This window comes from Catenuloplanes japonicus, from assembly GCF_000717135.1.
GTDB classification, from domain to species: Bacteria; Actinomycetota; Actinomycetes; order Mycobacteriales; family Micromonosporaceae; genus Catenuloplanes; species Catenuloplanes japonicus.
In genome coordinates, this window is the sequence record NZ_JNXY01000020.1 from 31,704 (window position 1) to 55,947 (window position 24,244).

Sequence of the window (24,244 nt, forward strand, 5' to 3'; positions counted from 1 at the left end):
AGTCATGCCGGGCGCGCGGTGCGTGCCCGGCATGCGCGGTATCGATGAAGGGAGGGCGGAGGGAGGCCGCGGTGGGGGAGCGGATTCCGTGGCGGACCTGGCGGCTCGGGCTGGTGGTGTCGGGCGGGGCGTTTCTGAGTGGGCTGGACGCGGCGGTCGTCGGGCTCGGGCTGGAGCCGTTGACGGCGGAGTTCGGGGGTGGTCCGGCGCGGGCGCAGTGGGTCGCCACCGGGTACCTGCTGGCGTTCGCGGCGGTGCTGCCCGCGTGCGGCTGGCTGATGCGGCGCGTCGGGGCGGAACGGTTGTGGCTCGGGGGTCTGGCCGCGTTCATGGTCGCGTCCGCGGGGTGTGCGCTGGCAGGGAGCATGGAGTGGCTGATCGGGCTACGGGTGCTGCAAGGGGGCGCGGGCGGGCTGCTGCTGCCGGCCGGACAGTCGATCATCGGGCGGATGGTCGGGCCGCTGCGGCTCGGCCGGGTGATGGGGACGCTGGGGCTCGTGGTCACGCTCGGCCCGGTGCTCGGGCCGGTCGCCGGCGGGCTGCTGATCGACGCGGCCGGATGGCGCTGGATCTTCCTGGTCAATCTGCCGTTCGGGCTGCCGCTGCTCTGGTCGGCCGCGCGCCTGCTGCCCCGCGAGCGCGGGAGCCGGGCCGCGGCCGGCGCGCTCGACGTGCCCGGACTGCTGCTGCTCGCGACCGGACTGCCGCTGATCATTCATGCGTGCGCGGTGCGGCGGGTGGTTCCGCTGATCGCCGGGCTGACCGCGCTGGCGGTGTGCGGATGGCTCGCGTTCCGGGGCAACCGCCGGCCGATCCTGGACCTGAGGATCTTCATGCTTCGGCGGTACGCTGCCGCGTCCGTCGTCGTGGCCTTCTCCGGTGCGGCGCTGTTCGGTGCGCAGATCGTGCTTCCGCTGTACTTCCAGGCCGGCCGCGGGGCGTCGCCGTCCGGGACCGGGCTGCTGTTGATCCCGGCCGGGCTGGCGACCGTGGCCGGGTTGCCGATCGCGGGGCGGCTCGTGGACCGCCACGGCGCCGGGCCGGTCGTGGTGGCGGGGGCGGTGCTCACCGGCGTACCCACGACGGCGTTTGCTCTTGATCTTGATGGGGTGACGCTGCAGGCGCTGCTGGTGCTGCGGGGCGCGGCGACGGCGCTGGTGATGGTGGCGGGCACGACCGGCGCGTATGCGGCAGTGTCGCCCGCGCAGCTGCCGGACGGGACCACGCAGGTCAGCATCCTGTCCAGAGTGGGCGGCGCGGCCGGGGCGGCGGTGTGCGCGGTGTCGGTCGCGAGCGGCTTCCCGGTGACGTTCGCGCTGCTCGCGGCCGCGTCGGTCGGCTGCCTGATCGCCGGCACCTGGCTGACCGCGGAGGAGCGCCGGGGCGCCTGACCGCGGCGGCCTGCGGTGCGACGGCCCGGCACGGGCCGGTCAGCCGGCGCAGGAGGGGGCCGCAGCGACCCCGGCGGGGGCAGGGGGCGCTGCGGCCGGTAAGGAAGGGCGCTATCCGGGGGAGGATCGCGTGTCCTCCGGGTACCCGCCGGAGGGCGTCATAAACGGCGGTCAGCCGAACGTGGGACGCCCGCCGGACTGCGTGCCCGCGACCGCGGTGGCGACCTGCGTGCCGGAGAGCGTGCCGCCGGTGTAGAGGCCGCCGCCGACCGCGGTGCCGGAGACGGTGCCGCCGGTCCGGACCGCGTAGGTGGTGCCGCGGGTGATCTGCGACGACGAGAAGACCACGCTCTGGAAAGCCTTCGTGGACTGGAACACCGCGATCTGCGTGCCGGACGTGGTGGCCAGGTGCACGATCGTCCCGGCCGCCTGCGACGCGCCGAACGTGACCTGCACCCAGCCCTGGCCCGAGCTGGGCAGCGTGCTGGTGGTGGAGCTGATGCCGGCCGAGAGCAGCACACCGCCGGTGATGGTCAGCGCGCCGTTGGAGTCCAGGCCGCCCTCGCCGCCGCCGCGGGTGGGCGAGCCGGCGACCACGACCGTGCCGCCGCCGATGGTGAGCGCGCCGTTGGAGTCGAGGCCGTCCGTGCCGCCGCTGACCGTGACCGTGCCGCCGGTGACGGAGATGAGCGCGTTCGGGCTGTTCTGCATCTCGCCGGTGGTGGGGTCGGACGCGTTCACGGCGTCGTCGGACGCGGTGGCGGAGACGGTGCCGCCGGAGAGGTAGACCTTCAGGCCCTCGATCCCCTCGTACGACTTGGTGACGTTCACCGTGCCCGCGCTGATCCGCACGTCGGTCTCCGCGTGCACGCCGTCGTCGCCGGTCGCGACCGTGGCGGTGCCGCCGTCGATCGTGACGCCGGCGTCGGAGTGGATGCCGTCGTCGGACGCGTCGATCGTGGTCCGGCCCTCGCTGATCACGGCGAGCACGCCGGCCTTGAGGCCCTTGGTGGACGCGGTGCCGGGCGTGACGCCGCTGCCGCCGCCGGACTTCGCGGTGACCACGCCGCCGGTGACGATCACGTCGGTCTCGCCGTTGATCGCGTCGCCGGCCGTGGACGTGGAGGAGACCGTGCCGGCGCCGATGTAGACGTACCCCCGGGTGGTGTCCTCGTCGTTGTTGGCGGTGACGCCGTCGCCGGCCGAGGTGGCGGTGATCGTGCCGCCCGCGACGTAGACGTAGTCCCGGCCGCGGATGCCGTCGTCCTTCGCGGTCACGGTGATCGTGCCGGAGTCGATGTAGAGGCCGTCCTTGCTGGCGATCCCGTCGTACGCGTTGCCGGTCACGGCCAGCGTCCCGGTGCCGGTGATCGTGGTGTCGGCGGCGGAGAAGAGCGCCGCGTTCGGCTCGTCCACGCCGGAGGGGTAGCTGTAGGTGGTCGCGTCGCTGAGCCGGTTCGTGCTGCCGGCCTGGAGCACGACCATGACCTCGTCGGCCGCGATCACGTTGACGGCGGAGGACGTGCTGTTCGCGACCGTGACGCCGTTGAGGATCAGCCGGACGATGCCGGTGCCGGTGCTGTTGACCGCGATCTGGCCGTTGGTGAGCGACCCGGAGAAACGGTACGTGCCGGCCGCGTTCACCGTGACCGTGCCGCCGGAGACGGTCACGTTCGGGCTGGTCGTGGTGGCGGAGGCACCGGTGAGCGAGACGGCGGCGACGTCGGACTCGTTCCAGGCGTGGTCGGCGGCGCTGTCGTGGTGGGCCTGGTTCGCGGCGAGCGCGGTGGCGGCGGCCGGGCCGGCGGCCAGCACCTGCGGCGCGGCGTCGACCGAGGCTGCCGAGGCCGTGGGCATGGTGGCGGCGACTGCCCAGACGCCGAGCGTGGCGACGGCGGCGAGCGCAGAGACTCTGGGGAGCGTGGAGCGTGGCATGCGGGGTCCTTGTCGTGATGGAGGGGGTTCCTGCCCGGGGCAGGGAAGGGCGTGGTGCTCTATGGGTTGGTGCGTTGGCTGAAGTGCCGCCGCAGCGTCCGCCGCCACGGTCCGGCCGGCAGCTCCGGTCGCAGCGCGGCCAGCCCGGTCGCGTACTTCGAGATCGACACCGGCCGGTGCCCGTGCGCCCACAGCAGCCGGTCCACCTGGCACGCGGCCGACCCGGTCTTCGTCTCCACGACCGCGACCCCGGGCAGCCGGAGCCCGCGCCCGTCCGGCGCCTCCCAGCGCAGATCCGTGTCGATCGTCGCGCGCGAGTCGCCGGCCGGGTTGAGCAGCGTGCACCGCCGGTAGCGGGTGACCAGCGTCGGCGCGAGCGTCAGCCCGCGGTCGCCGAGCACGCCGGTGACGAACGACCAGCCGGGCGCGACCGTGGCGTGGTCGCCCGGGTGGTACGGCAGGCGGTTCTTGACCGTGCCGCCGCGCCCGCCCTCGGTCTTCACCTCGAGCCAGCAGAGCGCGGACTCCACGTACAACCGTGTCCTGATCTTGAATCTGCGCCGCCGCCGGTGTGCCGCGAGCCGGAAGCTGGCCAGGTCGGGCGTGTCGAAGTAGACGGACTCGTAGCGGAACGCGCGGGCGCCGTCGATCTCCAGCACGCGGGTGCGCGGGTCGAGCCGGGGGAGCAGCGCCATCGCGTCCGGCAGCGGCAGCATGTACTTGCGGTCGACGCGGGTCTGCAGCGCGGCCTTCTCCAGCAGCTCCGGCAGCCCGACCGCCTCCAGCGTGTCGATCACCGGAACACCCGGACCGGGGCGTGCGCGTGCGAGTAGCGGACCTCGACCACGGTGGTCTCGTTGACCAGGTCGATCCGCTCGACGGTGGCGGAGTGCACGCGCGCGCCGAGCACCCGTTCCAGGTGCCCGATCAGCGCGGTCCGGTCGACGATCGCGCTGTCCAGCACCATCACCTGCCGCTGGTAGCCGCGCAGCAGCCGGGGATGGTCGCCGACGTACATGACCACCAGGATCAGCGCCATCAGCGACGGTCCGATCCAGAACGGGCCGCCGCTGAGCGGGCCGAGGATGCCGAGCGCGAGCGCGGAGAAGTAGTACGCCACCTCGTGCTGGTCCAGCTCGGTGGAGCGCAGCCGGATGATCGACAGGACGCCGAAGAGGCCGAGCCCGAGGCCCGCGCCGACGCTGCTGGAGCTCAGCGACCCGGCCACGGCCAGCACGCCCACGTTGACGCCGAGGTACGCGACGACGAGGTCCCGGCGCCGGTGGCGTGGGAAGTAGAGCCCGAAGACCAGCAGGGTCACCGCGACCAGGTCGATCGCGAACAGCACGAGCCGGGACATGGGGTAACGTCCTTCCGAGGTGTCCAGCCGGGGTCCTGGGGGTGAACGGGGCCCGACATACCGATTACGTATTCATCGGTATCGATGGACAGGGTAAGCCTCGAATCGGGACGGCCAACCTCAGAATTACCTCAGAATCTGGAACGATTCGAGAAACCGATTACCGGGGTGAGCAGGCCACGGACACCGCGTCGTCCCACGCCGAGCCCTTCAGTCCGAGCGGCAGCTGCGTCTCGCGCGCCACGTCGTCGACCGTCCGCACCCACACGTCCAGCTGCAGCGGCGTCAGCGGCACACCCGGGTTGCAGTCGACCACCGCCACCGCCTGCATGCCGGACGCGACGCCCGGATCGATGCGCCGCCGCCGATCGATGCCGGTCAGCGTGATCCCCGCCCCCGCGCCCTGAAACGTCCGGATCTCCACCGGCAACGGCCCCGCGTTGATCAGCGTGATCACGCCGGTGACCTGCGCGTGCAGCAGATTTCCGCCGGTCTCGCCGGGCCGCCCGGGAACCACGGCCAGCGCCACCGTCGCCTCGTCCAGCGCCCGCCGCTGCGCCCGCGCCCGATCGTGCCCCCACGCCGCACCCCCGGCAGCCGCCACGGCCAGCGCGATCACCGCGAGCACGACCCGGGCCCGCGGCGGTCGTGGCGCGGCGGTCTCGGGCGCGTCCAGATCGATGAACTCAGTCATGATGTTCGGCGCGTGAGATCTCGCCGAACGCGAACGCCAGGTACTCCGCGAACGGCCGCGTCCCCAACAGGCTCGCGATCAGCAGCGCGCTGTGCCGGGCCTGCGCCGTCGCCTTCGGCGGCGCGTCCTCACCCTCCGGGTCGTAGACGCCCAGCGCGCCGGCCAGCAGCACCAGCACCACCTGCGGATCCACCTCCGCCTGCCAGGTCATCGCCTCGCGCACGCAGTGGGCCAGCACCGCGCGGACGTCGTCACTGTCCACACCGTCCTGGTGCGACGCCTCCACCAGCAGCCGCGTCACCGCGCCGAGCACCAGCCCGGACCGCTCCTGATCCTGCGCCGCCAGCGCCTCCACCGCCTCGTCGAACGCCTCCGCGTCCTTCGCACGCGCGGCCTCGACCGCGCCGGAGGCGGCGACCGCGATGCCACGGGCGGTCGGGGGAAGGTGGCGCCACTCGTTCATGAAGGGAGCCTAACCAGCCGCCCGCCTAGGTGAGCAGAGTGGCGTTGCGCAGATAGAGCGGAGACCACTCCGGCGCGCCCCGCCGCCCGTGCTTCGGATCCACCCCGATGAACGTCGTCCGGTTGATCACGGTGGTCGTGTGCCGCGCGGCCCAGTCCACCGAGGTCCGCTGCCGGATCCGCTCGCCGCACCGCCACGCCCGCGCCTCGAAGTCCACGATCGTGTCGTGACCGTGCACCTGCCCGAACGGCGGGAACGCCGGATCCCCCAGCCAGCCCTCGTAGAGCTCCGGCCCGGCGTCCGCCCACAGCGGCCCGGTGAAGCTCCGCAGCAGCGCGTCCGGCCGGGTGTTCAGCAGCTCCGCCGTGGTCGCCGCGGTCACCGGCGACCCCAGCTCCCGCCACGATCCCACGGTCAGTCCCGCGTGCGTGACCAGCAGCTCCTCGCCCTGCGCGGTCCGTACCGCGGCCGCCACCCGCATCCGGTCCCGCAGCCACCAGTCGTTCAGCAGCGCCGACTCCGCCGCCGCGAGCGGCTCCGGCGTGAACGGATCGACCACGCCCAGATACTGCGCCTCGTGATTGCCGATCAACTGGATCCAGCGCTCCGGCGCCTCCGCCAGCCGCTCCCCGACCAGCTTCAGCACGCCCGGACTGTCCGGCCCCCGATCCACCAGATCCCCGACCTGAATCACGGCGGCCTCCGGATCCTCGACCAGCGCCGGCAGCACGGCGGCCAGCTGATCCGCGCAGCCACCCACATCTCCGACGATCACTACCGTAGTCATTCGACCCCTCCCCGTAGCGTCCGCCAAACCTACCCACCTCCCCTCTCGTCCAGCCCTCCCCCCGACGCGACCGGGGGACAAGCCCCAGGCCGGGACCGACCTCGGGCCCCTCACGCGGGAATCGCGGGGAGGCATCGGGCGGCGGGAATCGCGTGGAGGGAGCCGGGCGGTGGCAGCCGCGGAGGGATGGTGAGTGGCGGTGAGGGCGAGCGTGGGGTCTCGGCCGGTGGGCGGGGTGGTGATGGCGGAGGCGGGGTGGGGTCAGCCGAGCCAGTCGGGGATGAAGCGGGTGAGGTGGAAGCGGCGGGCGGGGAGGTCGGGGGTGTCGAGGACGGCGGAGAGGTGCCACCAGTCGGCGCCGCCGAAGGCGTCGTCCACGAGGGAGGACGGGAGGAAGAGCTGGGCGATCAGGGTCTCGGTGGCCGGGGACTGGACGGGGTGGCCGACGCCGCTGGTGGCCACGTCGCCGTGGCCGCCGATCGTGAAGAGCGTGTCGTCGTCGGTGGAGAGGGCGTCGGTGGCCTCGGTGAACGCCTCTTCGACGTCGTCGGGCAGGTCGAGGCCGGGGTCCTGGGGGACGCTCCAGCCGGTGCGCGCGTGCAGCGGGAACGGGGGGAAGACGTGGTGGTCGTGGTCGGTGCGGTCCTGGACGGCGGTGCCGGCGGGGATGTGCAGGAGCGTGCTCTCGTCGGGGCACATGTCCATCTCGGAGAAGAGGATCAGCGTGCCGTCGGCGGGGAGGCCGAGGTCGTGGCTGCCGGCGGGGAGTGCGGCCAGGTCGACGGTGACGAGGTGTACCTGGCCGTCGGGCCAGGCCACGTCTTCCGGGAGCGCGGGACGGCCGCCGAAACGGCCGGCGATCGGGCCGTCGCCGTCGCGGGTCAGCTCCGTACGGGGGCGGGAGTGCTGGAGCCACCGGTCGATCAGGTCGTCGGGCAGGCCCTGCTCGCGGGCGGCTTCGCGAAACACGTGTCGCTGGTCCATAGCCGCTCATCCTGCACGATTCGGTCAACCGTCGGCCGGGGCGCGCACCTCGGCCGGCAGCGGCGCCGTTATGGTCGGGCCGTGAGCGGGGTCTTCGTGGGGCTGTGCACGCTGGACGTGATTCAGTCGGTGGCGCGGGTGCCGGGGGAGAACGAGAAGGTCACGGCGTTGCGGCAGACCGTGGCGGCGGGCGGGCCGGCTACGAACGCGGCGGTGACGTTCGCGCACCTCGGCGGGGAGGCCGTGCTCTGGACCGGGATCGGACGGCATCCGCTGACGGCGGGGATCAGGGCGGATCTCGATGCGTGCGGGGTACGGGTGCACGATCTGGCGGCGGCGCAGGACGGGCCGCCGGCGGTGTCGAGCATCCTGGTCACGGCCGGCACCGGGGCACGGGCCGTGATCTCGACGAATGCGGGGAGCGCGCACCTCGTACCCCCGAATGATTTTGATCTTGATGGGGTCACGGCGCTGCAGGTGGACGGGCACCACCCGGCGCTGGCGGAGGTGGCGCTGCGGGCGGCGCGGCGGCACGGGATTCCCACCGTGATGGATGCGGGCAGTTGGAAGCACGGGACCGCGCGCCTGCTGCCGCTGATCGACGTGGTGGCGTGCTCGGCCGATTTCAGGGTGCCCGGCGGCGGGCCGGTCGAGGAGGGCCTGGACGTGCCGTGGATCGTCATCACCGCAGGTGGCGAGCCGATTCGCTGGTGGGGGCCGGGCGGTGCGAGCGGCGAGGTCGCGGTCGAGCAGACGTCCGTGGTGGACACGCTGGGCGCGGGCGACGTCTTCCACGGCGCGCTGACCCACGCGATCGCGACCCTGCCGGGAACGACCCTGCCGGGAACGGGCTTGCCGGGAGCGCCGGGACGGATGCCGCGGGAAGGGGCCGGGCCCGCGCTGCTCACGCCGGACAATTTTCCGGCACTCCTGGCGCGTGCCGCGCACACGGCGTCACGAGCGTGCGCGCATTTCGGCACCCGCACCTGGATGCACCATACAGATACATGGATGACCGGGGCGGTATGACCGGATTGCGCGGGGCCTTCGTAGAGTGTGGTCATGGAGGACGGGGCGCTGCTTGATCCGGTGCAGGACCGCGTCTACCGGGTGCTGATCAGGCTGGCATCGGCCGGCGTGGACGAGGTGGCCCGGCTGGCCGAGGTCCGGCCGGACGACGCGGCCCGCGCGCTGCACGCGTTGCGCGATCAGGGGCTGGCGGCGGAGCGCGCGGGCGAGACCACGGTCTTCGTCCCGTTGGCGCCGGATGTCGCGCTCGGTGACCGGCTGCTGCGACGCCAGGCCGCGCTGGAGGACGCCCGGCGGGCGGTCGCGGCGCTGTCCGAGGAGTTCCGGGACACGGCGCGGCGGCGGGACGCGGACCGGCTGGTGGAGATCGTGCACGGGCGCACCGCGCTGCGCGACCGGCTGCGGACCGTGCAGGCGGAGGCGCGCGAGGAGATCCTCTGGTTCTGCCGGGCGAATCCGCTGGCCATGCCCGGTACGGAGAACACGGAGGAGCCGGGCGCGCTCAGCCGGGGCGTGCGGTACCGGGCGATCTACGAGCGCGGCCTGCTCACCGACCCGGGCGAGCTGACCGGCATCACCGAGAGCGTGCGGCTCGGCGAGGAGGCACGCACGCTGCCCGCGCTGCCGGTCCGGCTGGCCATAGCGGACCGTCGCACCGCGATCTGCCCGCTGGTCCCGGACGGCGAGCGCGGCTTCGTGGAGCCGACCGCGGCGCTGGTCCGCCGCAGCGAGCTGCTGGACGCGCTGCTGGCGCTCTTCGAGTCGCACTGGGAGCGGGCGACGCCGCTGCGCCTGTCCGGCGGCGTGATCGAGGAGTCGGACGCGGACGTGTCCGAGAAGCATCTGCTGTCGCTGTTCGTGGCGGGGCTGCCGGACAAGTCGATCGCGTCGCAGCTGGGCGTCAGCCGCCGTACCGTGCAGCGCCGCCTGGACCGTCTGATGTCGATCGCCGGCGTGGACACCCGGACCGGGCTGGCGTTCCAGGCGGCGAGACGAGGCTGGCTCTAGCTCTTCGCCGCGGGACACCCGCAGTAGCAGGGTGTGCCGGGGGCGGGCCGGTACCAGGTACGTGCGGCCCACGGCCGGCGCGGCGCGAACGAGCGTCGCGGGAGCGGCGGTTCCACCGGGCGCACAGGCGGGGGCGTCCAGGGGGCGTCCTCGTCGCCGCTGAAGGGGGTCACCGCGCTCACCTCTCTCTGTCGATAACAGTCTGTAAGCGGTAGGCCGGAGTCGCCCACCGCACGGGCTGCCGCAGAGGCGACATGGCGAGATTTGGACAGTGCAGCAATCCCGCCGGGTGACGCGTGTTCTCTGTGACACGTCCCCATCCCGACAGGAGCGCGCCCATGGTCGACCATCCGCCCGAGGAGTTCGCGGAGCTGTACCGCGGGCACTTCCACCGGCTGGCCGTGCAGCTCTACGCGTACCTCGGCGACCACGCGGAGGCGCAGGACCTGACGCAGGAGGCGTTCTGCCGCGCGCTGGAACGCTGGCAGAGCATCCGCGGGTACGAGGAGCCCGTCGCCTGGGTCCGCCGGGTCGCGTGGAACCTCGCCTCGAGCCGGCTGCGCCGCGTGCGGATCGCGTTCCGGCACCTGGCCGGTCAGCGCGAACAGTACGTGGCCGGCCCGGAGCCGGACCACGTCGACCTGGTCCGCGCGCTGGCCTCGCTTCCCGACCGGCAGCGCCGCGCGGTGGTCCTGCACTACCTGGGCGGGCTGAGCACCGCGGAGATCGCGCAGCAGGAGGGCGTGGCCGAGGGCACGGTCCGTTCCTGGCTGACCCGCGGCCGGACCGCGCTGTCCGCCCGCCTCGACAACCCGATCCTGATGCTGCCGGAGGTGCGCCATGGCTGATCACCTGGAGGACGTGTTCGCCCGTTTCGAGGCCGCGGTCGCGCCGACGTTCCGGCCGGCGCCGGTCGGCGAGCTGACCCGGCGGCGAGGGCGCCGGGCGTGGACCGGCATGGTGGCCGGCGCGCTGGTGCTGCTGGTGGGCGCCCCGGTCGGCGCGCTGACGCTGGCCGGATCGTCGTCGGACGCGGCGCCGGGGCCGCTGGAGCGGGACATCGGCCAGATCCCGCTCCCGGACTGGGAGCTGCGCGCGCCGGCGCAGTTCGGCTATGCGAACGGCACGATCTGGGCCTACGCGGACGGGGGCTGCGGCGAGGACGTCTGCGTCGACTCCCAGCTGGCGTCCTCCGTGGACCTCGGGCTGACCTGGCAGATCCGGCGCGGCGGCGACGGCTACACGCACGCGACGCTGTTCGTCTCCCCCCGCGGCAACGTCTTCCTGCGGGAGGCGGGCGCGGAGTCGATCGCGCAGGTGCTGCCGGAGACCGGCGCGAGCATCCTGACACCTGCGGTGCCCGGCCCGCCCGAGCTGCTGCTGGAGCTCGGTGGCGACCTGATCCTGGAGTGCCCGGGTCAGGAGACCTACGGCGGTCAGGAGGCGCTGGCCTGCGACCGGCCCGAGGTGACGGACCTGACCTCGATCGTCAAGCCGGAGGTGCCGGCGGGCATGGGCCGGCTCACGCAGCTGATCCGGGACGGCGCGGGCCGCACCTGGCTGCTGGGCCGGGACCCGGACTCCCGCCGGTACCGGGTCAGCTCCTCGGCGGACGGCGGCCGCACGTGGGACACGCCGGTGGAGCGGGAGAGCCCGGCCGACGACCTCCGGCTGACCGTCTCCGCGATCGACGGCGACGCCTGGGTGGTGACCGCCGCCCCGGTGCGCGTCTGGAGGCTGACCCACGACGGCGGGACGCTGACCGTGAAGGACGGCGAGGGGGCCACGGGTGCGTGGTCCTCCACGGCGACGGCGTCGATGCTCCGGGCCGTCGGCGAGGGCGCGCTCATCGCCGCGACGCCGGCGGACGGCTCGTGGCTCCTCGAGCCGGGCCTGGGACAGCTGCCGCTGGAGCCGGCGTTCGCGACGGTGAGCATGCGGACGTTCCCGGACGGCGCCGTGATCCTCCGGAACGGGATCGGTCACGTGGGTGTCGGCGTCGGGCGCGGCTGGAACCGCAGCTGGGCCTGGCCGGTGCCGTGACGAGGACGGGCGGGGTCCAGCGGCCCCGCCCGTCGCCTCAGCTGATCCAGCGCACCTGCGAGTTGAACACGCCGGTCCAGTTGAAGACCGCCATGTTGTCCCAGCCGTCGCCGGAACCGCTGATGTTGTACGGGTCCCAGCCGTTGCCGGGCACGGCGTACCAGGTGGGCTCCCAGTAGAAGACGCCGATCGCGCCGCCGGCCTTGGCCGCGTTCTGCACCGCGGTGAACGCGGCGCCCTGTCCGGCCCACGTCGCGGCGTAGCCGGAGCAGGCGGTGGTGATGCTGTTGCCGGTGCTGTCCGCGTTGCCCGTCGTGAACGGCGCGGCCGTCTCGGCCAGGATCACCGGCTTGCCGTAGCGGGAGAGCGTGTCCGCGATGACCGTGGTCAGGTTGGACAGCGTGCCGTGCCAGTTGCAGTAGTACGAGAGCGCGGTCACGTCCCAGGTCACGCCCGCGGCCCGGATGCCGTCGTAGAACCAGCGCGCATGATCGAGACTGTCCGAGTTGGCGGTGTGGATGATCACCTGCGTGCCGCTGTTACAGGCTTTTACCGCGTTATATCCGGATTTGAGCAAGGTCGCCAGCGGCCCGAAGTTGTTGTTCACCACCTTGCCGTCGTTCCACAGCATCCCGACGTTGATCTCGTTGCCGATCTGGATGCTGTCCGGCGTGGTGCCCTGCGCCTTCAGGCTGTTGCACAGGCCGTACGTGTGGTTGTAGACGTCCGTGGCGAGCGCGCTCAGCCCGTGGCTCGCCCACGCCGCGGGCTTCGTCTGCACGCCCGGGTCGGCCCACGTGTCCGAGTAGTGGAAGTCGACGAGCAGCTTGAAGCCCTTCGCCTTCACGGTCTTCGCGTAGGCCAGCACCTTCGCCGCGTTGTTGTAGCCACTGGCCGGGTTCACCCAGACCCGCAGCCGGAGGTAGTTGACGCCCGCGCCGGACAGGATGTCGAGCGGGTCGGCCTGGGTCCCGGCCGCGGTGTAGTACTTCGCGCCGAGGTCGGCGGCGCGCTGGAGCGTGGAGACGTCGGCGCCGCGCATGGAGAGCGTGCTGGCCTGGGCCGGGGCGGCGATCAGGCTCGCACCGAGGACGCCGGTGAGCAGCGCGCCGAGGACGGTTCGCAGAGACATGAGGTTCTGCCTTCCTCATGATGACGGTTGTCGATGAATACTGTGAGCGCTCACAGTAGACCGTTCTGCAGAAATTCAAAAGCCCTCGACGGTACGCTGTGAGCGCTCACAGCCAGAGTGGCATCACGTACCCTCGCCATCGCACATCGCACAACCCGAAGGTGAGGTCCGGAATGGACGTCGGTTTCATCGGACTCGGCGGCATGGGCCGGCCCATGGCCGCCAACCTGATCAAGGCCGGCCACGCCGTGCGTGTCTGGAACCGGTCCCCGGAGCCGGTCGCGGCCGCCGTCGAGGACGGCGCCGTCGCGGCCGCGTCCGTCGCGGAGGTCTGGCAGGCCGACGTGGTCGTCTCGATGCTGGCCGACGACGCCTCGGTCCGCGCGGTCCTGCTCGACGAGGCGCTGCTGTCCCGCGCCGCCGCGACCGTGCACGTCAACATGGCCACGGTGTCGGTCGGGCTGGCCACGGCGGCGGCCGCGCTGCACGCCGCGCACGGGATCGGCTACGTCTCCGCGCCCGTGCTCGGCCGCACCGAGGTCGCCGCGGCCGGAAACCTGAACATCCTGGCGTCCGGCCCCGCGGAGCTGCTGGACCGGGTGTCCCCGCTGCTCGCGGCGATGGGCCGCCGGACCTGGCCGCTCGGCGACGGCCCGGAGCAGGCCGTGGTCGCGAAGATCTCGGCGAATTTCATGATCGCGTCCGCGATCGAGGCGCTGGGCGAGGCGTCCGCGCTGGCCGAGGCGCACGGCGTGGATCCGGGCGCGCTGGTCGACGTGCTGACGAACAGCATCTTCCCGGGCCCGGTCTACAGCGCCTACGGCACGATGATCCGCAACGACCGCTACGCGCCGGCCGGTTTCCGCCTGCCGCTCGGCCTCAAGGACGTCACGCTGGGCCTGACCGCCGGCTTCGACGCCCGCGTCCCGATGCCGTTCGCCGGCATCCTGCGCGACCACTTCCTGGACGCGATCGCGCACGGCGACGCGGACCTCGACTGGGGCGCGGTCGCCAAGGTCTCCCGCCGCCGCGCCGCGCTCCCGCGCGACTGACCTACCGGCCGGGTTCCTCCTCGACCAGGTAGCCGTTCTCCAGCAGCCAGCTGACCGAGGGGCGGTCGCCGGCCCCGGGGAGGAAACGGGCGTGCAGCCGGTACTTCAGGCCGAGGCCGGGCTGGCCGAACCAGGGCGCCACCGGCCCGGCCTCGACCGTGAACGCGCGCAGCACGCAGTACACGTGATAGTTGCTCGCCGGTGCGCCGCCCGGTGTGTTCAGACTCTGCGGCGGCAGCGCGCGTTGCAGGTAGAGCGTGTCGACCGGCGCCAGGTCACGGCCGCTCGGGAGGCCGAACCGGTCGATCCTGGCCCCCTCGACCATGGTCTGCTCGTAGCGCACCGCGACGCCGCGCAGGATCAGGAAGCCGTCCTCCGGCGGCTGGACCCAGCCCTGCGCCGTGCGGTACCGGTCCGTGAACGCGTCCCGGTCCAGCCCGCCGAAGCGTTGATATCCGGTCATCAGCGAGCCGGTCGGCGCGTCCGACGGCAGTTGCTCCGGCCCGAGCTCGCCGCGGTCGGCGTAGAACGAGCCCGTCGGCGTGGCTCGCGGTGGGATGCCCGGCCGGCACGTGCTGGAGTCCGCGGCGGACGCAGGGGCGGGCGGGGTGGCGACGGTGACGAGCGCGGCCGTGACGACCGCGGTGGCGAGCGAGCGGAACTTCACCGTGTACCCCCAGAGGAATCGATCCACACAGGAGCATTCTGCGTGTACGAAAGCCGCCTATTACCGTTATCCGGGAATATCGCCCGGGTGGTCCGGGAGCCCGTTAGCGTTGGTGGGCGCGGAACGCGGACCGGTACGCGGCCGGGCTGGTCCCCACGGTCCGCCGGAAGCGCTCCCGGAACGCGGTCGGTGAGCCGAAACCGACCTGCCCCGCGATCCGGTCCACCGGGTGCCCGGTCGTCTCCAGCAGGTGCTGTGCCCGCCGCACCCGCGCCCGCAGCAGCCACTGCAGCGGCGTGCTGCCCAGCTGCTCCCGGAAGTGTCGGTTCAGCGTGCGCGTGCTCATCCCGGCCTGCCGCGCCATGTCGTCCAGGGTCAGCTCACGATGCGCGTGCTCCTCCAGCCAGCGCAGCAGCGGCTCCAGCTCCGAGCCGCGCGGCGTGACCGGCAGCGGCTGCACGATGAACTGCGCCTGCCCGCCCTCGCGCTCCAGCGGCATCACGGAGAGCCGGGCCGCGTCCGCCGCCACCGCGGAGCCGTGATCGCGCCGGATCAGGTGCAGGCACAGGTCCAGGCCCGCGGCCGCGCCCGCGGAGGTCAGCACGCCGCCCTCGTCGACGTAGAGCACGTCGGCGTCCACCTCGATCTCCGGGTGCCGCGCGGCCAGCAGCCCGGTCGCCAGCCAGTGCGTGGTCGCGCGCCGCCCGTCCAGCAGCCCGGTCTGCGCGAGCACGAGCGCGCCGGAGCAGATCGACGCGATCCGGGTCCCGCGCGCGGCGGCGGCGCGCAACGCGTCCAGCGCCTCGGCCGGCACCGGCGCGTGCGGGTCCGCGACGCCGGGCACGATGATCGTGTCCGCCGTGGCCAGGTCGGCCAGGCCGTGCCGCGCGCGCAGCGTGAACGCGCCGGCCTCGACCTCCTCGGTCAGGGCACAGACCAGCACACGGTACGGCGTGCGCCCGTCCGGCAGACGCGTCCGCCCGAAGACCTCCAGCGGCGTCGCGAGATCGAACGCCACCACCCCGTCCAGCGCCAGCACGGCCACGGTCTGCATGGCGAGAATTCAACCACTCGCCGACGCGGCCCGGACACTCCCACCGCAGGTGCGCCGCGCCTGATTCATGTCTTTCCAGCAAGAAGAACGAACAAGAGGGCACCTGGCGAGAATCAGTTGGCATGTGGCATTTCAGCCACTGCCGCGCGGCGCGGAAGGCGCCTACCGTCGTCGCGGTGACGAAGCTCCTCCTCGCCGTGCACGTGCTCGCGGCGATCATCGCTATCGGCCCGATCACGGTGGCGGCCAGCATGTTCCCGGCCGTGATGCGCCGCGCGCTCGCCGACCCGCCGGACCCGCAGGCGGCCTCCTGGGCGCGGCTGCTGCACCGGATCTGCCGCGTCTACGCGGCCGTCGGCGTCGCCGTGCCGGTCTTCGGCATCGCCACCGCCAGCAGCCTGGGCGTGCTGACCGACGCCTGGCTGCTGACCTCGATGGCGCTCACCGCCGCGGCCGCGCTCCTGCTCATCCTCGCCGTCCTGCCCCGCCAGCAGGCCCTGACCGAGGCGCTGGCCGAATCCACGACGCCGGCCGGAGTCACCGCGGCCGGTTCCACGACGCCGGCCGGGGCCGCGACGCGCGCCGGGTCCGCAGCGCCGGTCGAGACCACCGCACCGGCCGCGCCCGGCGCGCCGCTCGGGCGGGCGATTCCGCGACTGGCCATGTTCACCGGCCTGTTCAACCTGCTGTGGGCGATCGTCACGGTGCTGATGATCGTGCGCCCCGGCTCGACGACGGGCGCGTGAGCACGTGACACGTATGCTCCGGATCGCCGCCGCGGTCGAGGCGCTGTCGCTGCTGGTGCTGCTGACCAACCTGGCCACCGTGCACCTGGACGGCGTCGCGTCGCTGACCGGGCCGATCCACGGCTGCGCCTACCTCTTCGTGATCATCGCGGCGTTCCGGCTGCCCGGCCTGTCCCGGGCCGCGCGACTGTCCTCACTCGTACCCGGGATCGGCGGTCTTCTGGTCCTAAGGGGATCCCCCTAACGCGAAGCGGGGGAAAACCCGATTCCCGGCCGATCATCGACGGAGCACGATTGGCCGCATGCGAAGGCTCCTCTCCGTACCACTGATGGCTCTGTTGCTCGTCGGTCTTGCCGTTACCCCCGCACGGGCGGAGACGGCGCGGCAGATCGACTGGCACCCGTGCGACGCGGTCTCCGGCGCGGAGTGCGGCGACCTGGTGCTGCCGGTCGACTGGAGCCGGCCGCGCGGTGAGACGTTCGTGCTGCCGGTGGCGCGCCGGATCGCCACGGACCGGGAGCACCGGATCGGGTCGCTGGTGTTCGGGCCCGGCGGGCCGGGGGACTCCGGCGTGCAGCGGATCATCGACCACAACCGGTTCAGCACGGAGCTGTTCGCGCGGTTCGACGTGGTCAGCTTCGACCCGCGCGGCGTGGGCGCGTGCGACACCTCGGCCGTGGGCGCGCGACCTCCGGTGATCATGGAGAGCCCGGCCGCGTTCGCGCAGATGAAGGGCTACAACGCACGGCTGCGGGACGCGTGCCGGGACGTGCCGGTGTACCGGCACGCGGATACCGCGAGCGCGGCGCGGGACCTGGACGCGCTGCGTGCCGCGCTCGGCGACCGGCAGCTCACGTTCCACGGCAGCTCGTACGGCTCGCTGCTCGCCCAGCGGTACGCGGAGCTGTTCCCGGGCCGGGTGCGCGCGATCGTCGCGGAGAGCGTGGTCGACCACGACCTGGACACGCGCGGCTTCGTGCGGACCCAGGCGGCCAACGGGCAGCAGATCTTCGACCGCTGGGTGACCTGGTGCGACACCACCGTGAGCTGCGCGCTGCACGGTCAGGACGTGCGCGCGGTCTGGCACTCGCTGCCGGCCGGCTTCGACCGGGACGTGCGCGCGTTCCGGGCCTTCTACCAGGGGGATTTCGCCGGGCTGGCCACCACGGTCGCGGCGCTGGCACGGGGTGAGACCGTGCCGCCGCCCGCGCTGCCGCCGATGGCGACGCAGGTGTTCTGCGCGGACTGGTCGCTGCCGGTCCGGTCCTGGGCCGCGTACGACGGATTGCTGCGCGAGGCCCGCCGGATCGCGCCGGACCTGCTGCCGGTCGCGGCCGTGCTCGGCATCGCGTCCTGCCTCGGCGCGCCGGTGCCGGTGCGGAACCCGCAGCACCCGGTGTCCGTGCACGGCCTGGACCGGCCGATGCTGCTGATCAACGCCCGGTACGACCCGGCCAGCGCGTACGCGTGGGCCACACGGGTGGCCGGGCAGCTCGGGGCCGAGGGGGTGCTGGTCACGTACGCGGGGGTGCAGCACGGGACCTACTCCCGGCCGTGCGTGGGGGCGCTGGTGGACCGCTACCTGGTCGACCTGGCCGTGCCGGCCCGGGGGACGAGCTGCCCGGAGTAATGGGGGAGGTGCGGGGGTGCGGCTGCCGGCCGTACCCCCGCACCTTTGGCGGTTCTAGAACGACGTGCCGGAAGCACGGTTGACCCGGTGATAGGTGGCCGCGATGAGTGCGGCGAGGACGTCGGCGGCCCGTTCGGCGGTGGCGGTGTCCCATGGGAGGCCGTCGGGCGTGCGGGAGGAGCCGGGCAGGCCGCCGGGAGAGGCGGATGAGGCGGCCACGCCGGACAGATAGGCGGCAGCCAGCCGGTCGGCCTCGGCCATCTCGGTGCGGACGGCCTCGACCAGCGGCAACGCGAGAATCCGGGCGGCGAGATCGCGCACGGCGACCTCGCGGGCGCCTGTTTCCCAGGCGCCTGCTTCCAGGGCGCCTGCTTCCCGGGCCGCCTCGTCCGGCACCGCTGCCAGCGAGAACCGCGTCGCCGGCAGCGTGAACGGCGGCACCGGTGGCTCGTCGGCACCGGCCGGCACGACCTCCACCGGCTCCCGCGCCGCCGCGAGCGCCCGCGCGTACCCGCTTATCCGCAACAGCGGCGCCGCCCCGATCGTCAGCGTCACGCCGTCCCCGTCACCGTCCGGCGCGGTCCGCCCGGCCGACCCGGGCGCCAGCGCCTCCCGCAGCGCGTCCGTGCTCTCCAGCAGCGTCCGATACGACTCGTGCGTTAGCACGTCGATCGAGTCGACCGCCGCCACCCCGGCCCGGCGCCCGTAGGCCAGCCGCAAGCCGCGGCCGAGGATCTGTTCGGTGAGCGTCTCCGAGGCGAGCGCGCGCAGCGCCAGGATCACGCCGACGTTCGGCACGTCCCACCCCGAGTTGAGCTTGTCGACCGCGACCACGGCGCGTACCGGTGACGAGGGCTCGTCCACCCGCGCCAGCGCGCGCAGCGCGTCGTCGCCGGACCGCGACGTCACCAGCAGCACCCGTCCCGCGCCCGGCAGCAGGCCGGCCAGCTCGTCCGCGACCTCCCCCGCCTCGTCGATCGCCCGGCACACCACGAAGATCAAGGGCGTCACCGGGGGTACGCCGTGCGCCCGTGCCCAGGCCAGCCACGCGCTCTCCTTCGCTGCCCGGAGCCGGCACGCGTCCCGCAACCGTGCCTCCCGGTCCTGGCCGGGCGCGGACGCGCCGACCAGCACCGGCACCGCCACCAGCCCGTCCGTGATCGCGGACGCGAGCGGATAGCGGAACACCACTCGTGCCCGGTCGGCCCGGTCCGGCGTGGCCGTGAAGCCGATCAGCGCGCGCGGCGCCAGGTCCCGCACGGCCGCGGCGAACGCGCGCGCGGCCTGCCGGTAGACGTGGTGCTCGTCCGCGATCACCACCAGGTCGGAGGTCTCCGCGAGCCGCTGGTAGAGCCCGGCGCCCAGCGCCTCGTCGGGCGCGCGCAGCCGCCGGCTGGCCGAGGCGCCGGGCCGGATGAGCTGCTGCACGGTGAAGACGTAGAGCGTGAGTGCGTCCGGCGGCGGGGCCGGCCCGCGCGCACGCCCGGTCACGATCACCGGCGTCCACTCGCCGCCGGGCACGTACCGGGGATGGCCGGGCGTGAAGTTGCCGACCGTCTTCTCGTGCACCGCGGTCCCGGGCGTGACGATCAGGATGTTACGGACACCGCGCTCGGCCAGGTATGCGACGAGCGCGGCGCTCACGTAGGACTTGCCGACGCCGGTCGCCAGCTCGCAGACCGCCTCGCCGCCGTCGCCCGGTGCCACCGCGCGTGCGGCGGCGGCCAGCGCGCCCGCGTTCGGCGCCCGGAGGTCCATCGCGGCCGCGATCTGGGCGACCAGATCCGGGTCGTAGGGCAGCCAGTCCGTCACCGGGACACCCGCGCGCGCGACGCCCGCCGGCCACGGCTTGCCGGCACCACGGGGTCGCGTGGCGCGTGGCGCGCGTCGGCGGAGCACGCGGGGTGGCGTGGCCTGCGGCGCGCGCCGGCGGGGAGGACGGCGTTGCCGCGGCGGCCGGTCACCGCAGTACCCGGTGGTGGCGGAGGAGGTCGTCCGGTGCCTTGAGTGCGCGGGAGCCGGGGCGCAGGCCGCGGAGCAGCGCGGCCGTGCCGGGGAGCACGGCGCGGCCGACGATCGTGACGGTCTCGTCCGGGTGCAGGGCCGCGACCGCGGCGGCGGCGAGCCGGTCGTCGATCACGCCGTCCGCGACCGCGAGGCGGGTGCGGCCGCGCACGCCGGTGAACGGCCCGCGCGGCGCGATCCGGAAGCCGAGCTGGGCCGCGACGAACTCGGGGGACAACCGCTCCAGCAGCACGCGGTCGCCGGCCAGCTCGTAACGCGCGGGGGAGACCGCCAGGGTGCGGAAGCCGCTGCCGCCACGCCACTCCCGTACCACCGTGTGATCGATCTTCGAAGCGGCGGACAGGCGGCGCTGCAGCGTGCCGACCGCCTCGTCACCGACGTCGGCGAGCAGTCCGGCGCCGGCCAGCGCGGCCACGGTGCGCCGCGCCGCCGCCACGTCGGACGCGGCGATGCCGTCCGGCAGCGGCTCCACCGGCGTGGCCACCGTGTCCCGCGTGACGCCGCCCGGGTCCGTGCCGTCGACCACCATCCGCAGCCGGGGCAGCGTGAAGCCGGCGACCGTGGCCGCGCTCCGCTCGACCGCGACCCAGCGGCGGCCGAGCTTGTGCGCCACGGCCGCGGTGGTGCCGGAGCCGGCGAAACCGTCCACCACCAGGTCGCCGGGGTGGGTGGCGATCTCGATGATGCGGCGCAGCAGCGGTTCCGGCTTGGGGGTGGCGAACGGTTCGGTGCCGGGGAAGAGGCGGCGCAGGTGGTCGCGCTTGGCGTCCTGGTTCGTGCCGACCTCGTCCGCGGGCCACCAGGTGCGCGGGACCAGCCCGGCCTGGACCTCGTGCCGGTACCGCTTGATCACCGGGAGGCTGTCGCCGCCGCGGCCGAACCAGACGCGGCCGTCCGCGCGCGCGGACGCCAGCGTGGCGGGGCTGAACCGCCAGTACGACCCGGCGGGTGGCCGGACCACGCGGCCGGACGGCAGCTCGACCGCGAACCGGTTGCGTTCGGTGCCGCTCTTCGCGGTGCCGTTGTCGCCCTGCAGCCAGGGGCCGCGCGGGTCGCCGTCCGGGTTGCGGTACCGCCCGTCGACGAGCGCGGTGCGCGGCAGCAGGTTCCGGACCGTGCGCCAGCCGGGGCCGGCCGGCGCGTACACGTGGATGTAGTCGTGCGCGGAGGACAGGTCGGTGTCGTTGCGGCGGCCGCGGTCCTTCTCCCAGACGACCGTGCCGATGAAGCAGGACCGGCCGAAGATCTCGTCCAGCAGCACCTTGCAGTACGCGCTCTCCGCGTCGTCCAGGTGCACCCAGAGCGAGCCGTCCGGGGCCAGCAGCTCGCGGGCCAGCAGGAGCCGCTCGCGCATCATGGCCAGCCAGATCGAATGGTCGAGGCCGTCGTCGTACTGTGCGAAGGTCTGGCCGGTGTTGAACGGCGGATCGAGGTAGACGAGCTTGGCCGCGCCGCGGTAGGCCGGCGCCCACTCGGGGATGCGGGTCAGCGCCCGCAACGCGTCCCGGCAGTCGCCCTGGATGAGCAGGTTGTCGCGTGGCCCGCCGGTGACCTCGCCGACGCGACCGGTCTCGGCCAGCAGCCGGACCTCGGCGAGCCGCGGATCATCGCGGTCCACCCAGGAATATCCCGCCTTTTCGTCGCAGAACAGCGCCCGGTCCTGATGGACCCAGGAAAGGCTCAGACGACCGCTCACAAATTGTTTACCCTAGCCGTTCCGGTGACATCTTTTTGCCCGGAAACGCGCGATCGCGCAACAGATGAATGGCAGGTCCATGATCCGTGCAGCGCGGGTAAGGAGTTGACCATGGTCGATTCCTCAGGTTTGCGCGGCAGGCTCTTCGCCACCCGGGACGTGCGCTCGCTGGTGGCCGACACCGAGGTGGAGGGCCAGGCGCTGAAACGCGCGGTCGGCCCGATCCAGCTGACCGCGCTCGGCGTCGGCGGCATCATCGGCACCGGCATCTTCGTGGTGATCGGCGAGGGTGCGTTGCTCGCCGGGCCGGGCGTGATCCTCGCGTTCGTGCTGGCCGCGCTCGCCTGCCTGTTCTCCGCGCTGTCCTACGCGGAGCTGGCCTCGTCGATGCCGGTCTCCGGCAGCGCCTACACGTACAGCTACGCCACGCTCGGCGAACTGGTCGCCTGGATCATCGGCTGGGACCTGATCCTGGAGTACGGCGTCTCGGTCGCCGCGATCGCGGTCGGCTGGGGCGGCAACCTCAACGCGTTCCTGGACGCCGCGTTCGGCTACGCGCTGCCCACCGCGATCTCCGAGTCCCCGCCGGACGGCACGGTCAACCTGCCCGCCGTGCTGATCGTCCTGCTGATCACCGGCCTGCTCGCGCTCGGCGTGCGGGAGAGCGCGCGGGCGAACCTGGTGATGGTCGTGGTCAAGCTGGCCGTGCTGATCTTCTTCATCGTGGTGGCCTGCACCGCGATCAACTCCGGCAACTTCACGCCGTTGCTCCCGCACGGTGGCGACGGCGTGGTCAGCGCGGCCGCGATCATCTTCTTCGCGTTCATCGGCTTCGACGCGGTCACCTGCGGCAGCGAGGAGGCGCGCAACCCGGCGCGGGACCTGCCGATCGCGATCCTCGGCTCACTGATCATCTGCACGGTCTTCTACGTGCTGGTCTCGGTCGGCGCGGTCGGCATCGCGGGCGCGGACACGCTCTCCGGCAGCGACGCGCCGCTGGCCGCCGCGCTGAAGGACGGCGCCGGCATCACCTGGGCGGCCGCGATCCTGGCGTTCGGCGCGCTGGTCGCGATCACCAGCGTGGTGCTGGTGATCCTCTACGGCCAGACCCGGATCTTCTTCAGCATGTGCCGGGACGGCCTGCTGCCGCGCCGGCTGGCCACGCTGCACCCGCGCTTCGGCACGCCGGTGCTGCTCACGGTCGGGCTCGGGCTGCTGATCTCGGTGCTGGCCGCACTGGTGCCGCTGGGCGAGATCGTCCGGCTCACCAACATCGGCACGCTGTTCGCGTTCGTGCTGGTCAACATCGGGGTGCTGGTGCTGCGCCGGACCCGGCCGGACATGCCTCGGCCGTACCGGGTGCCGTTCGCGCCGGTGCTGCCGCTGCTCGGGATCGCGTTCGCGGTGTACCTGATGAGCGACCTGCCGGCAAGCACCTGGCTGCGCTTCGTGCTCTGGCTGCTGGCCGGCATCGTGATCTACGCGCTCTACGGCTACCGGCACTCGCGGCTGCGGGAGGTCAACCGGCCCTCCTGATGCCGCCGACCCGGGCCAGCACCTCGCGCTCCTTGATCTCCCGTCCGTCGTCGCCGAGCTGCACGCCGCGCAACTGGACCCAGTCCCGGCGCGGCGTGCCGGAGCCGATCGCGGTTATCCGCAGCGTGAGCGTGCCGAGCCCGTAGCAGTAGTCGGGCTCGGGGATCTGGACGGTGTCGCCGATACGAAGGGGCGCCGATGGGCCGGTCACCGCAGCCAGGCTCCTTTGACGGGGGTTCGTGTGGATACAGCGCCAACGAGCCACCCCCGGCCGGGGTTCCTGACGCCTAAACGGGGGTCGCGGGGCGCAGCACGGTCGCGCGCTTGGTGTCCGCGTTCTCCAGCGCGCCGACCATCGGCACGTCGTAGCCGGCGACCACGGTGAGGCGCTCGTGCGGCAGATAGGCCCGCCCGGGGTCCCCGGCCAGCACCTCCGTGCCGGCGGCGGCCGCGCGCTCCAGGAACGCGAGCATGCGCGCGGACATCTCCTTGCTGTAGAAGACGTCGCCGGCCAGCAGCACGTCCACGTCCGGGCTAGCCGGTCCGGTCAGCAGATCCTCGCCGTTCGGCGTCACCGTTCCAGGTACGCCGTTCGCCCGTGCGTTGAGCGTGACGGCGGCGACCGCGTACGGGTCGATGTCGTTCGCGATCACGTGCCGGGCACCCGCCAGCGCGGCCGCGATCGCGACCAGCCCGGAACCCGAGGCGAGGTCGAGAACGGTCTTTCCGCGTACGATGTCGGGAAAGTCCAGGATGTGGCGGGCCACGGCCTGCCCACCGGCCCACGCGAACGCCCAGAACGGCGGTGGCTGGGACTCGCCGGTGTGCGACTCCGTGTGCTCCCACAGGTCGATCGCGTCCTGCGCCAGGTGCAGCCGCACCTCGGGCACGAACGGCACCGGCGCGAGCCGGGTGTGGGCCAGCACGAACTCGGACGCGGACACGGCGATCGACTCCAGGGGCGAGCGGGGGAACCGAGCGCGGTTCCGGTGAACCGGGTAGGAAGTAGGA

Annotated in this window: 24 protein-coding genes; 10 read left to right on the forward strand and 14 right to left on the reverse strand. The window is 73.2% G+C overall.

The window, feature by feature from the left end; all coding sequences use genetic code 11:
* Nucleotides 1-71 precede the first annotated feature (71 nt).
* Nucleotides 72-1,391: an MFS transporter gene (locus tag OP04_RS26000; protein WP_051799016.1), complete on the forward strand. Its 1,320-nt coding sequence runs from the start codon at nt 72-74 to the stop codon at nt 1,389-1,391.
* A 171-nt stretch (nt 1,392-1,562) separates the two neighbouring features.
* Here OP04_RS26000 and OP04_RS26005 read toward each other — a convergent pair whose 3' ends face one another.
* The 7 genes from OP04_RS26005 to OP04_RS54805 all read right to left on the reverse strand — a co-directional run bounded on the left by OP04_RS26005 (nt 1,563) and on the right by OP04_RS54805 (nt 7,614).
* Nucleotides 1,563-3,326, reverse strand: a complete 1,764-nt coding sequence (locus OP04_RS26005) for a carbohydrate-binding domain-containing protein (protein ID WP_033342468.1) — start codon at nt 3,324-3,326, stop codon at nt 1,563-1,565.
* Nucleotides 3,327-3,385: 59 nt separating this feature from the next.
* Nucleotides 3,386-4,123 (reverse strand): polyphosphate polymerase domain-containing protein, encoded by a 738-nt coding sequence (locus OP04_RS26010; RefSeq protein ID WP_033342469.1) that lies wholly within the window; start codon nt 4,121-4,123, stop codon nt 3,386-3,388.
* A complete protein-coding gene (locus OP04_RS26015; RefSeq protein WP_033342470.1) occupies nt 4,120-4,686 on the reverse strand; it encodes a DUF4956 domain-containing protein in 567 nt (188 codons plus the stop codon). The genes OP04_RS26010 and OP04_RS26015 overlap by 4 nt, the downstream gene beginning before the upstream one ends.
* 160 nt (nt 4,687-4,846) lie before the next feature.
* Complete coding sequence (locus tag OP04_RS26020) at nt 4,847-5,380, reverse strand: hypothetical protein (RefSeq protein ID WP_033342471.1); 534 nt, start codon at nt 5,378-5,380, stop codon at nt 4,847-4,849.
* On the reverse strand, nt 5,373-5,843 hold the full coding sequence (locus OP04_RS26025; RefSeq protein ID WP_033342472.1) for a hypothetical protein: 471 nt from the start codon (nt 5,841-5,843) through the stop codon (nt 5,373-5,375). The genes OP04_RS26020 and OP04_RS26025 overlap by 8 nt, the downstream gene beginning before the upstream one ends.
* A gap of 25 nt (nt 5,844-5,868) precedes the next feature.
* Nucleotides 5,869-6,630 carry a metallophosphoesterase gene (locus tag OP04_RS26030; protein WP_033342473.1) on the reverse strand — a complete coding sequence of 254 codons (762 nt, stop codon included), beginning with the start codon at nt 6,628-6,630 and terminating at the stop codon, nt 5,869-5,871.
* A 261-nt stretch (nt 6,631-6,891) separates the two neighbouring features.
* Nucleotides 6,892-7,614, reverse strand: coding sequence for a YwqG family protein (locus OP04_RS54805; protein WP_051799018.1), 723 nt, complete (start codon nt 7,612-7,614; stop codon nt 6,892-6,894).
* An 81-nt stretch (nt 7,615-7,695) separates the two neighbouring features.
* Between OP04_RS54805 and OP04_RS54810 the strand changes: the two genes are divergently transcribed.
* From OP04_RS54810 to OP04_RS26055, 4 genes are all read left to right on the forward strand, one after another.
* Nucleotides 7,696-8,643 carry a PfkB family carbohydrate kinase gene (locus tag OP04_RS54810; protein WP_051799021.1) on the forward strand — a complete coding sequence of 316 codons (948 nt, stop codon included), beginning with the start codon at nt 7,696-7,698 and terminating at the stop codon, nt 8,641-8,643.
* A 33-nt stretch (nt 8,644-8,676) separates the two neighbouring features.
* Entirely contained in the window at nt 8,677-9,651 is a 975-nt protein-coding gene (locus OP04_RS26045; protein ID WP_033342474.1) for a helix-turn-helix domain-containing protein, read from the forward strand.
* A gap of 338 nt (nt 9,652-9,989) precedes the next feature.
* Nucleotides 9,990-10,499, forward strand: coding sequence for an RNA polymerase sigma factor (locus OP04_RS26050; RefSeq protein ID WP_051799022.1), 510 nt, complete (start codon nt 9,990-9,992; stop codon nt 10,497-10,499).
* Nucleotides 10,492-11,694 carry a hypothetical protein gene (locus OP04_RS26055; RefSeq protein WP_033342475.1) on the forward strand — a complete coding sequence of 401 codons (1,203 nt, stop codon included), beginning with the start codon at nt 10,492-10,494 and terminating at the stop codon, nt 11,692-11,694. Before OP04_RS26050 ends, OP04_RS26055 begins: the two co-directional genes overlap by 8 nt.
* Nucleotides 11,695-11,731: 37 nt before the next feature.
* Here OP04_RS26055 and OP04_RS26060 read toward each other — a convergent pair whose 3' ends face one another.
* A complete protein-coding gene (locus tag OP04_RS26060) occupies nt 11,732-12,826 on the reverse strand; it encodes a glycoside hydrolase family 53 protein (protein ID WP_033342476.1) in 1,095 nt (364 codons plus the stop codon).
* Nucleotides 12,827-12,924: 98 nt separating this feature from the next.
* On the opposite strand from OP04_RS26060, the gene OP04_RS26065 reads away from it, so the two are divergent.
* Nucleotides 12,925-13,878, forward strand: a complete 954-nt coding sequence (locus OP04_RS26065; protein ID WP_269746706.1) for an NAD(P)-dependent oxidoreductase — start codon at nt 12,925-12,927, stop codon at nt 13,876-13,878.
* A gap of 1 nt (nt 13,879) precedes the next feature.
* Here OP04_RS26065 and OP04_RS26070 read toward each other — a convergent pair whose 3' ends face one another.
* Together OP04_RS26070 and OP04_RS26075 are read right to left on the reverse strand one after the other, a co-directional pair.
* The gene (locus tag OP04_RS26070) at nt 13,880-14,572 is read right to left on the reverse strand and encodes a TNT domain-containing protein (protein WP_157240348.1); all 693 of its coding nucleotides are present in this window, start codon (nt 14,570-14,572) and stop codon (nt 13,880-13,882) included.
* 76 nt (nt 14,573-14,648) lie between these two features.
* Entirely contained in the window at nt 14,649-15,599 is a 951-nt protein-coding gene (locus OP04_RS26075; RefSeq protein ID WP_033342479.1) for a GlxA family transcriptional regulator, read from the reverse strand.
* A gap of 176 nt (nt 15,600-15,775) precedes the next feature.
* On the opposite strand from OP04_RS26075, the gene OP04_RS26080 reads away from it, so the two are divergent.
* The 3 genes from OP04_RS26080 (at nt 15,776) to OP04_RS26090 (ending at nt 17,976) form a co-directional block, all read left to right on the forward strand.
* Nucleotides 15,776-16,345, forward strand: a complete 570-nt coding sequence (locus tag OP04_RS26080) for a hypothetical protein (protein WP_033342588.1) — start codon at nt 15,776-15,778, stop codon at nt 16,343-16,345.
* A gap of 13 nt (nt 16,346-16,358) precedes the next feature.
* Entirely contained in the window at nt 16,359-16,589 is a 231-nt protein-coding gene (locus OP04_RS26085) for a DUF3817 domain-containing protein (protein WP_033342480.1), read from the forward strand.
* 85 nt (nt 16,590-16,674) lie between these two features.
* Nucleotides 16,675-17,976, forward strand: coding sequence for an alpha/beta fold hydrolase (locus OP04_RS26090; RefSeq protein ID WP_232323742.1), 1,302 nt, complete (start codon nt 16,675-16,677; stop codon nt 17,974-17,976).
* Nucleotides 17,977-18,030: 54 nt separating this feature from the next.
* Here the strand turns inward: OP04_RS26090 and OP04_RS26095 are convergent, their stop codons facing one another.
* Both OP04_RS26095 and OP04_RS26100 read right to left on the reverse strand, forming a co-directional pair.
* Nucleotides 18,031-19,788 (reverse strand): DEAD/DEAH box helicase family protein, encoded by a 1,758-nt coding sequence (locus tag OP04_RS26095; protein WP_051799025.1) that lies wholly within the window; start codon nt 19,786-19,788, stop codon nt 18,031-18,033.
* Nucleotides 19,789-19,936: 148 nt separating this feature from the next.
* Nucleotides 19,937-21,697: a site-specific DNA-methyltransferase gene (locus tag OP04_RS26100; RefSeq protein ID WP_033342482.1), complete on the reverse strand. Its 1,761-nt coding sequence runs from the start codon at nt 21,695-21,697 to the stop codon at nt 19,937-19,939.
* Between the two features lie 111 nt (nt 21,698-21,808).
* Here OP04_RS26100 and OP04_RS26105 point away from each other — a divergent pair, with 111 nt between their 5' ends.
* Nucleotides 21,809-23,233: an amino acid permease gene (locus OP04_RS26105; RefSeq protein WP_033342483.1), complete on the forward strand. Its 1,425-nt coding sequence runs from the start codon at nt 21,809-21,811 to the stop codon at nt 23,231-23,233.
* Here OP04_RS26105 and OP04_RS26110 read toward each other — a convergent pair.
* On the reverse strand, nt 23,217-23,444 hold the full coding sequence (locus tag OP04_RS26110; protein WP_051799027.1) for a hypothetical protein: 228 nt from the start codon (nt 23,442-23,444) through the stop codon (nt 23,217-23,219). The genes OP04_RS26105 and OP04_RS26110 overlap by 17 nt on opposite strands.
* A gap of 76 nt (nt 23,445-23,520) precedes the next feature.
* Nucleotides 23,521-24,183, reverse strand: a complete 663-nt coding sequence (locus tag OP04_RS26115) for a class I SAM-dependent methyltransferase (RefSeq protein ID WP_033342591.1) — start codon at nt 24,181-24,183, stop codon at nt 23,521-23,523.
* Nucleotides 24,184-24,244: the final 61 nt, after the last annotated feature.

Bases quoted from the DNA above. Each gene is read 5' to 3' on its own strand.
- OP04_RS26005 (WP_033342468.1), bottom strand. From the start codon at position 3,326: ATGCCACGCTCCACGCTCCCCAGAGTCTCTGCGCTCGCCGCCGTCGCC.
- OP04_RS26085 (WP_033342480.1), top strand. From the start codon at position 16,359: ATGCTCCGGATCGCCGCCGCGGTCGAGGCGCTGTCGCTGCTGGTGCTG.
- OP04_RS26050 (WP_051799022.1), top strand. From the start codon at position 9,990: ATGGTCGACCATCCGCCCGAGGAGTTCGCGGAGCTGTACCGCGGGCAC.
- OP04_RS26025 (WP_033342472.1), bottom strand. From the start codon at position 5,843: ATGAACGAGTGGCGCCACCTTCCCCCGACCGCCCGTGGCATCGCGGTC.
- OP04_RS26045 (WP_033342474.1), top strand. From the start codon at position 8,677: ATGGAGGACGGGGCGCTGCTTGATCCGGTGCAGGACCGCGTCTACCGG.
- OP04_RS26075 (WP_033342479.1), bottom strand. From the start codon at position 15,599: ATGCAGACCGTGGCCGTGCTGGCGCTGGACGGGGTGGTGGCGTTCGAT.
- OP04_RS26020 (WP_033342471.1), bottom strand. From the start codon at position 5,380: ATGACTGAGTTCATCGATCTGGACGCGCCCGAGACCGCCGCGCCACGA.
- OP04_RS26015 (WP_033342470.1), bottom strand. From the start codon at position 4,686: ATGTCCCGGCTCGTGCTGTTCGCGATCGACCTGGTCGCGGTGACCCTG.
- OP04_RS26030 (WP_033342473.1), bottom strand. From the start codon at position 6,630: ATGACTACGGTAGTGATCGTCGGAGATGTGGGTGGCTGCGCGGATCAG.
- OP04_RS54805 (WP_051799018.1), bottom strand. From the start codon at position 7,614: ATGGACCAGCGACACGTGTTTCGCGAAGCCGCCCGCGAGCAGGGCCTG.
- OP04_RS26055 (WP_033342475.1), top strand. From the start codon at position 10,492: ATGGCTGATCACCTGGAGGACGTGTTCGCCCGTTTCGAGGCCGCGGTC.
- OP04_RS26090 (WP_232323742.1), top strand. From the start codon at position 16,675: ATGGCTCTGTTGCTCGTCGGTCTTGCCGTTACCCCCGCACGGGCGGAG.
- OP04_RS26105 (WP_033342483.1), top strand. From the start codon at position 21,809: ATGGTCGATTCCTCAGGTTTGCGCGGCAGGCTCTTCGCCACCCGGGAC.
- OP04_RS26060 (WP_033342476.1), bottom strand. From the start codon at position 12,826: ATGTCTCTGCGAACCGTCCTCGGCGCGCTGCTCACCGGCGTCCTCGGT.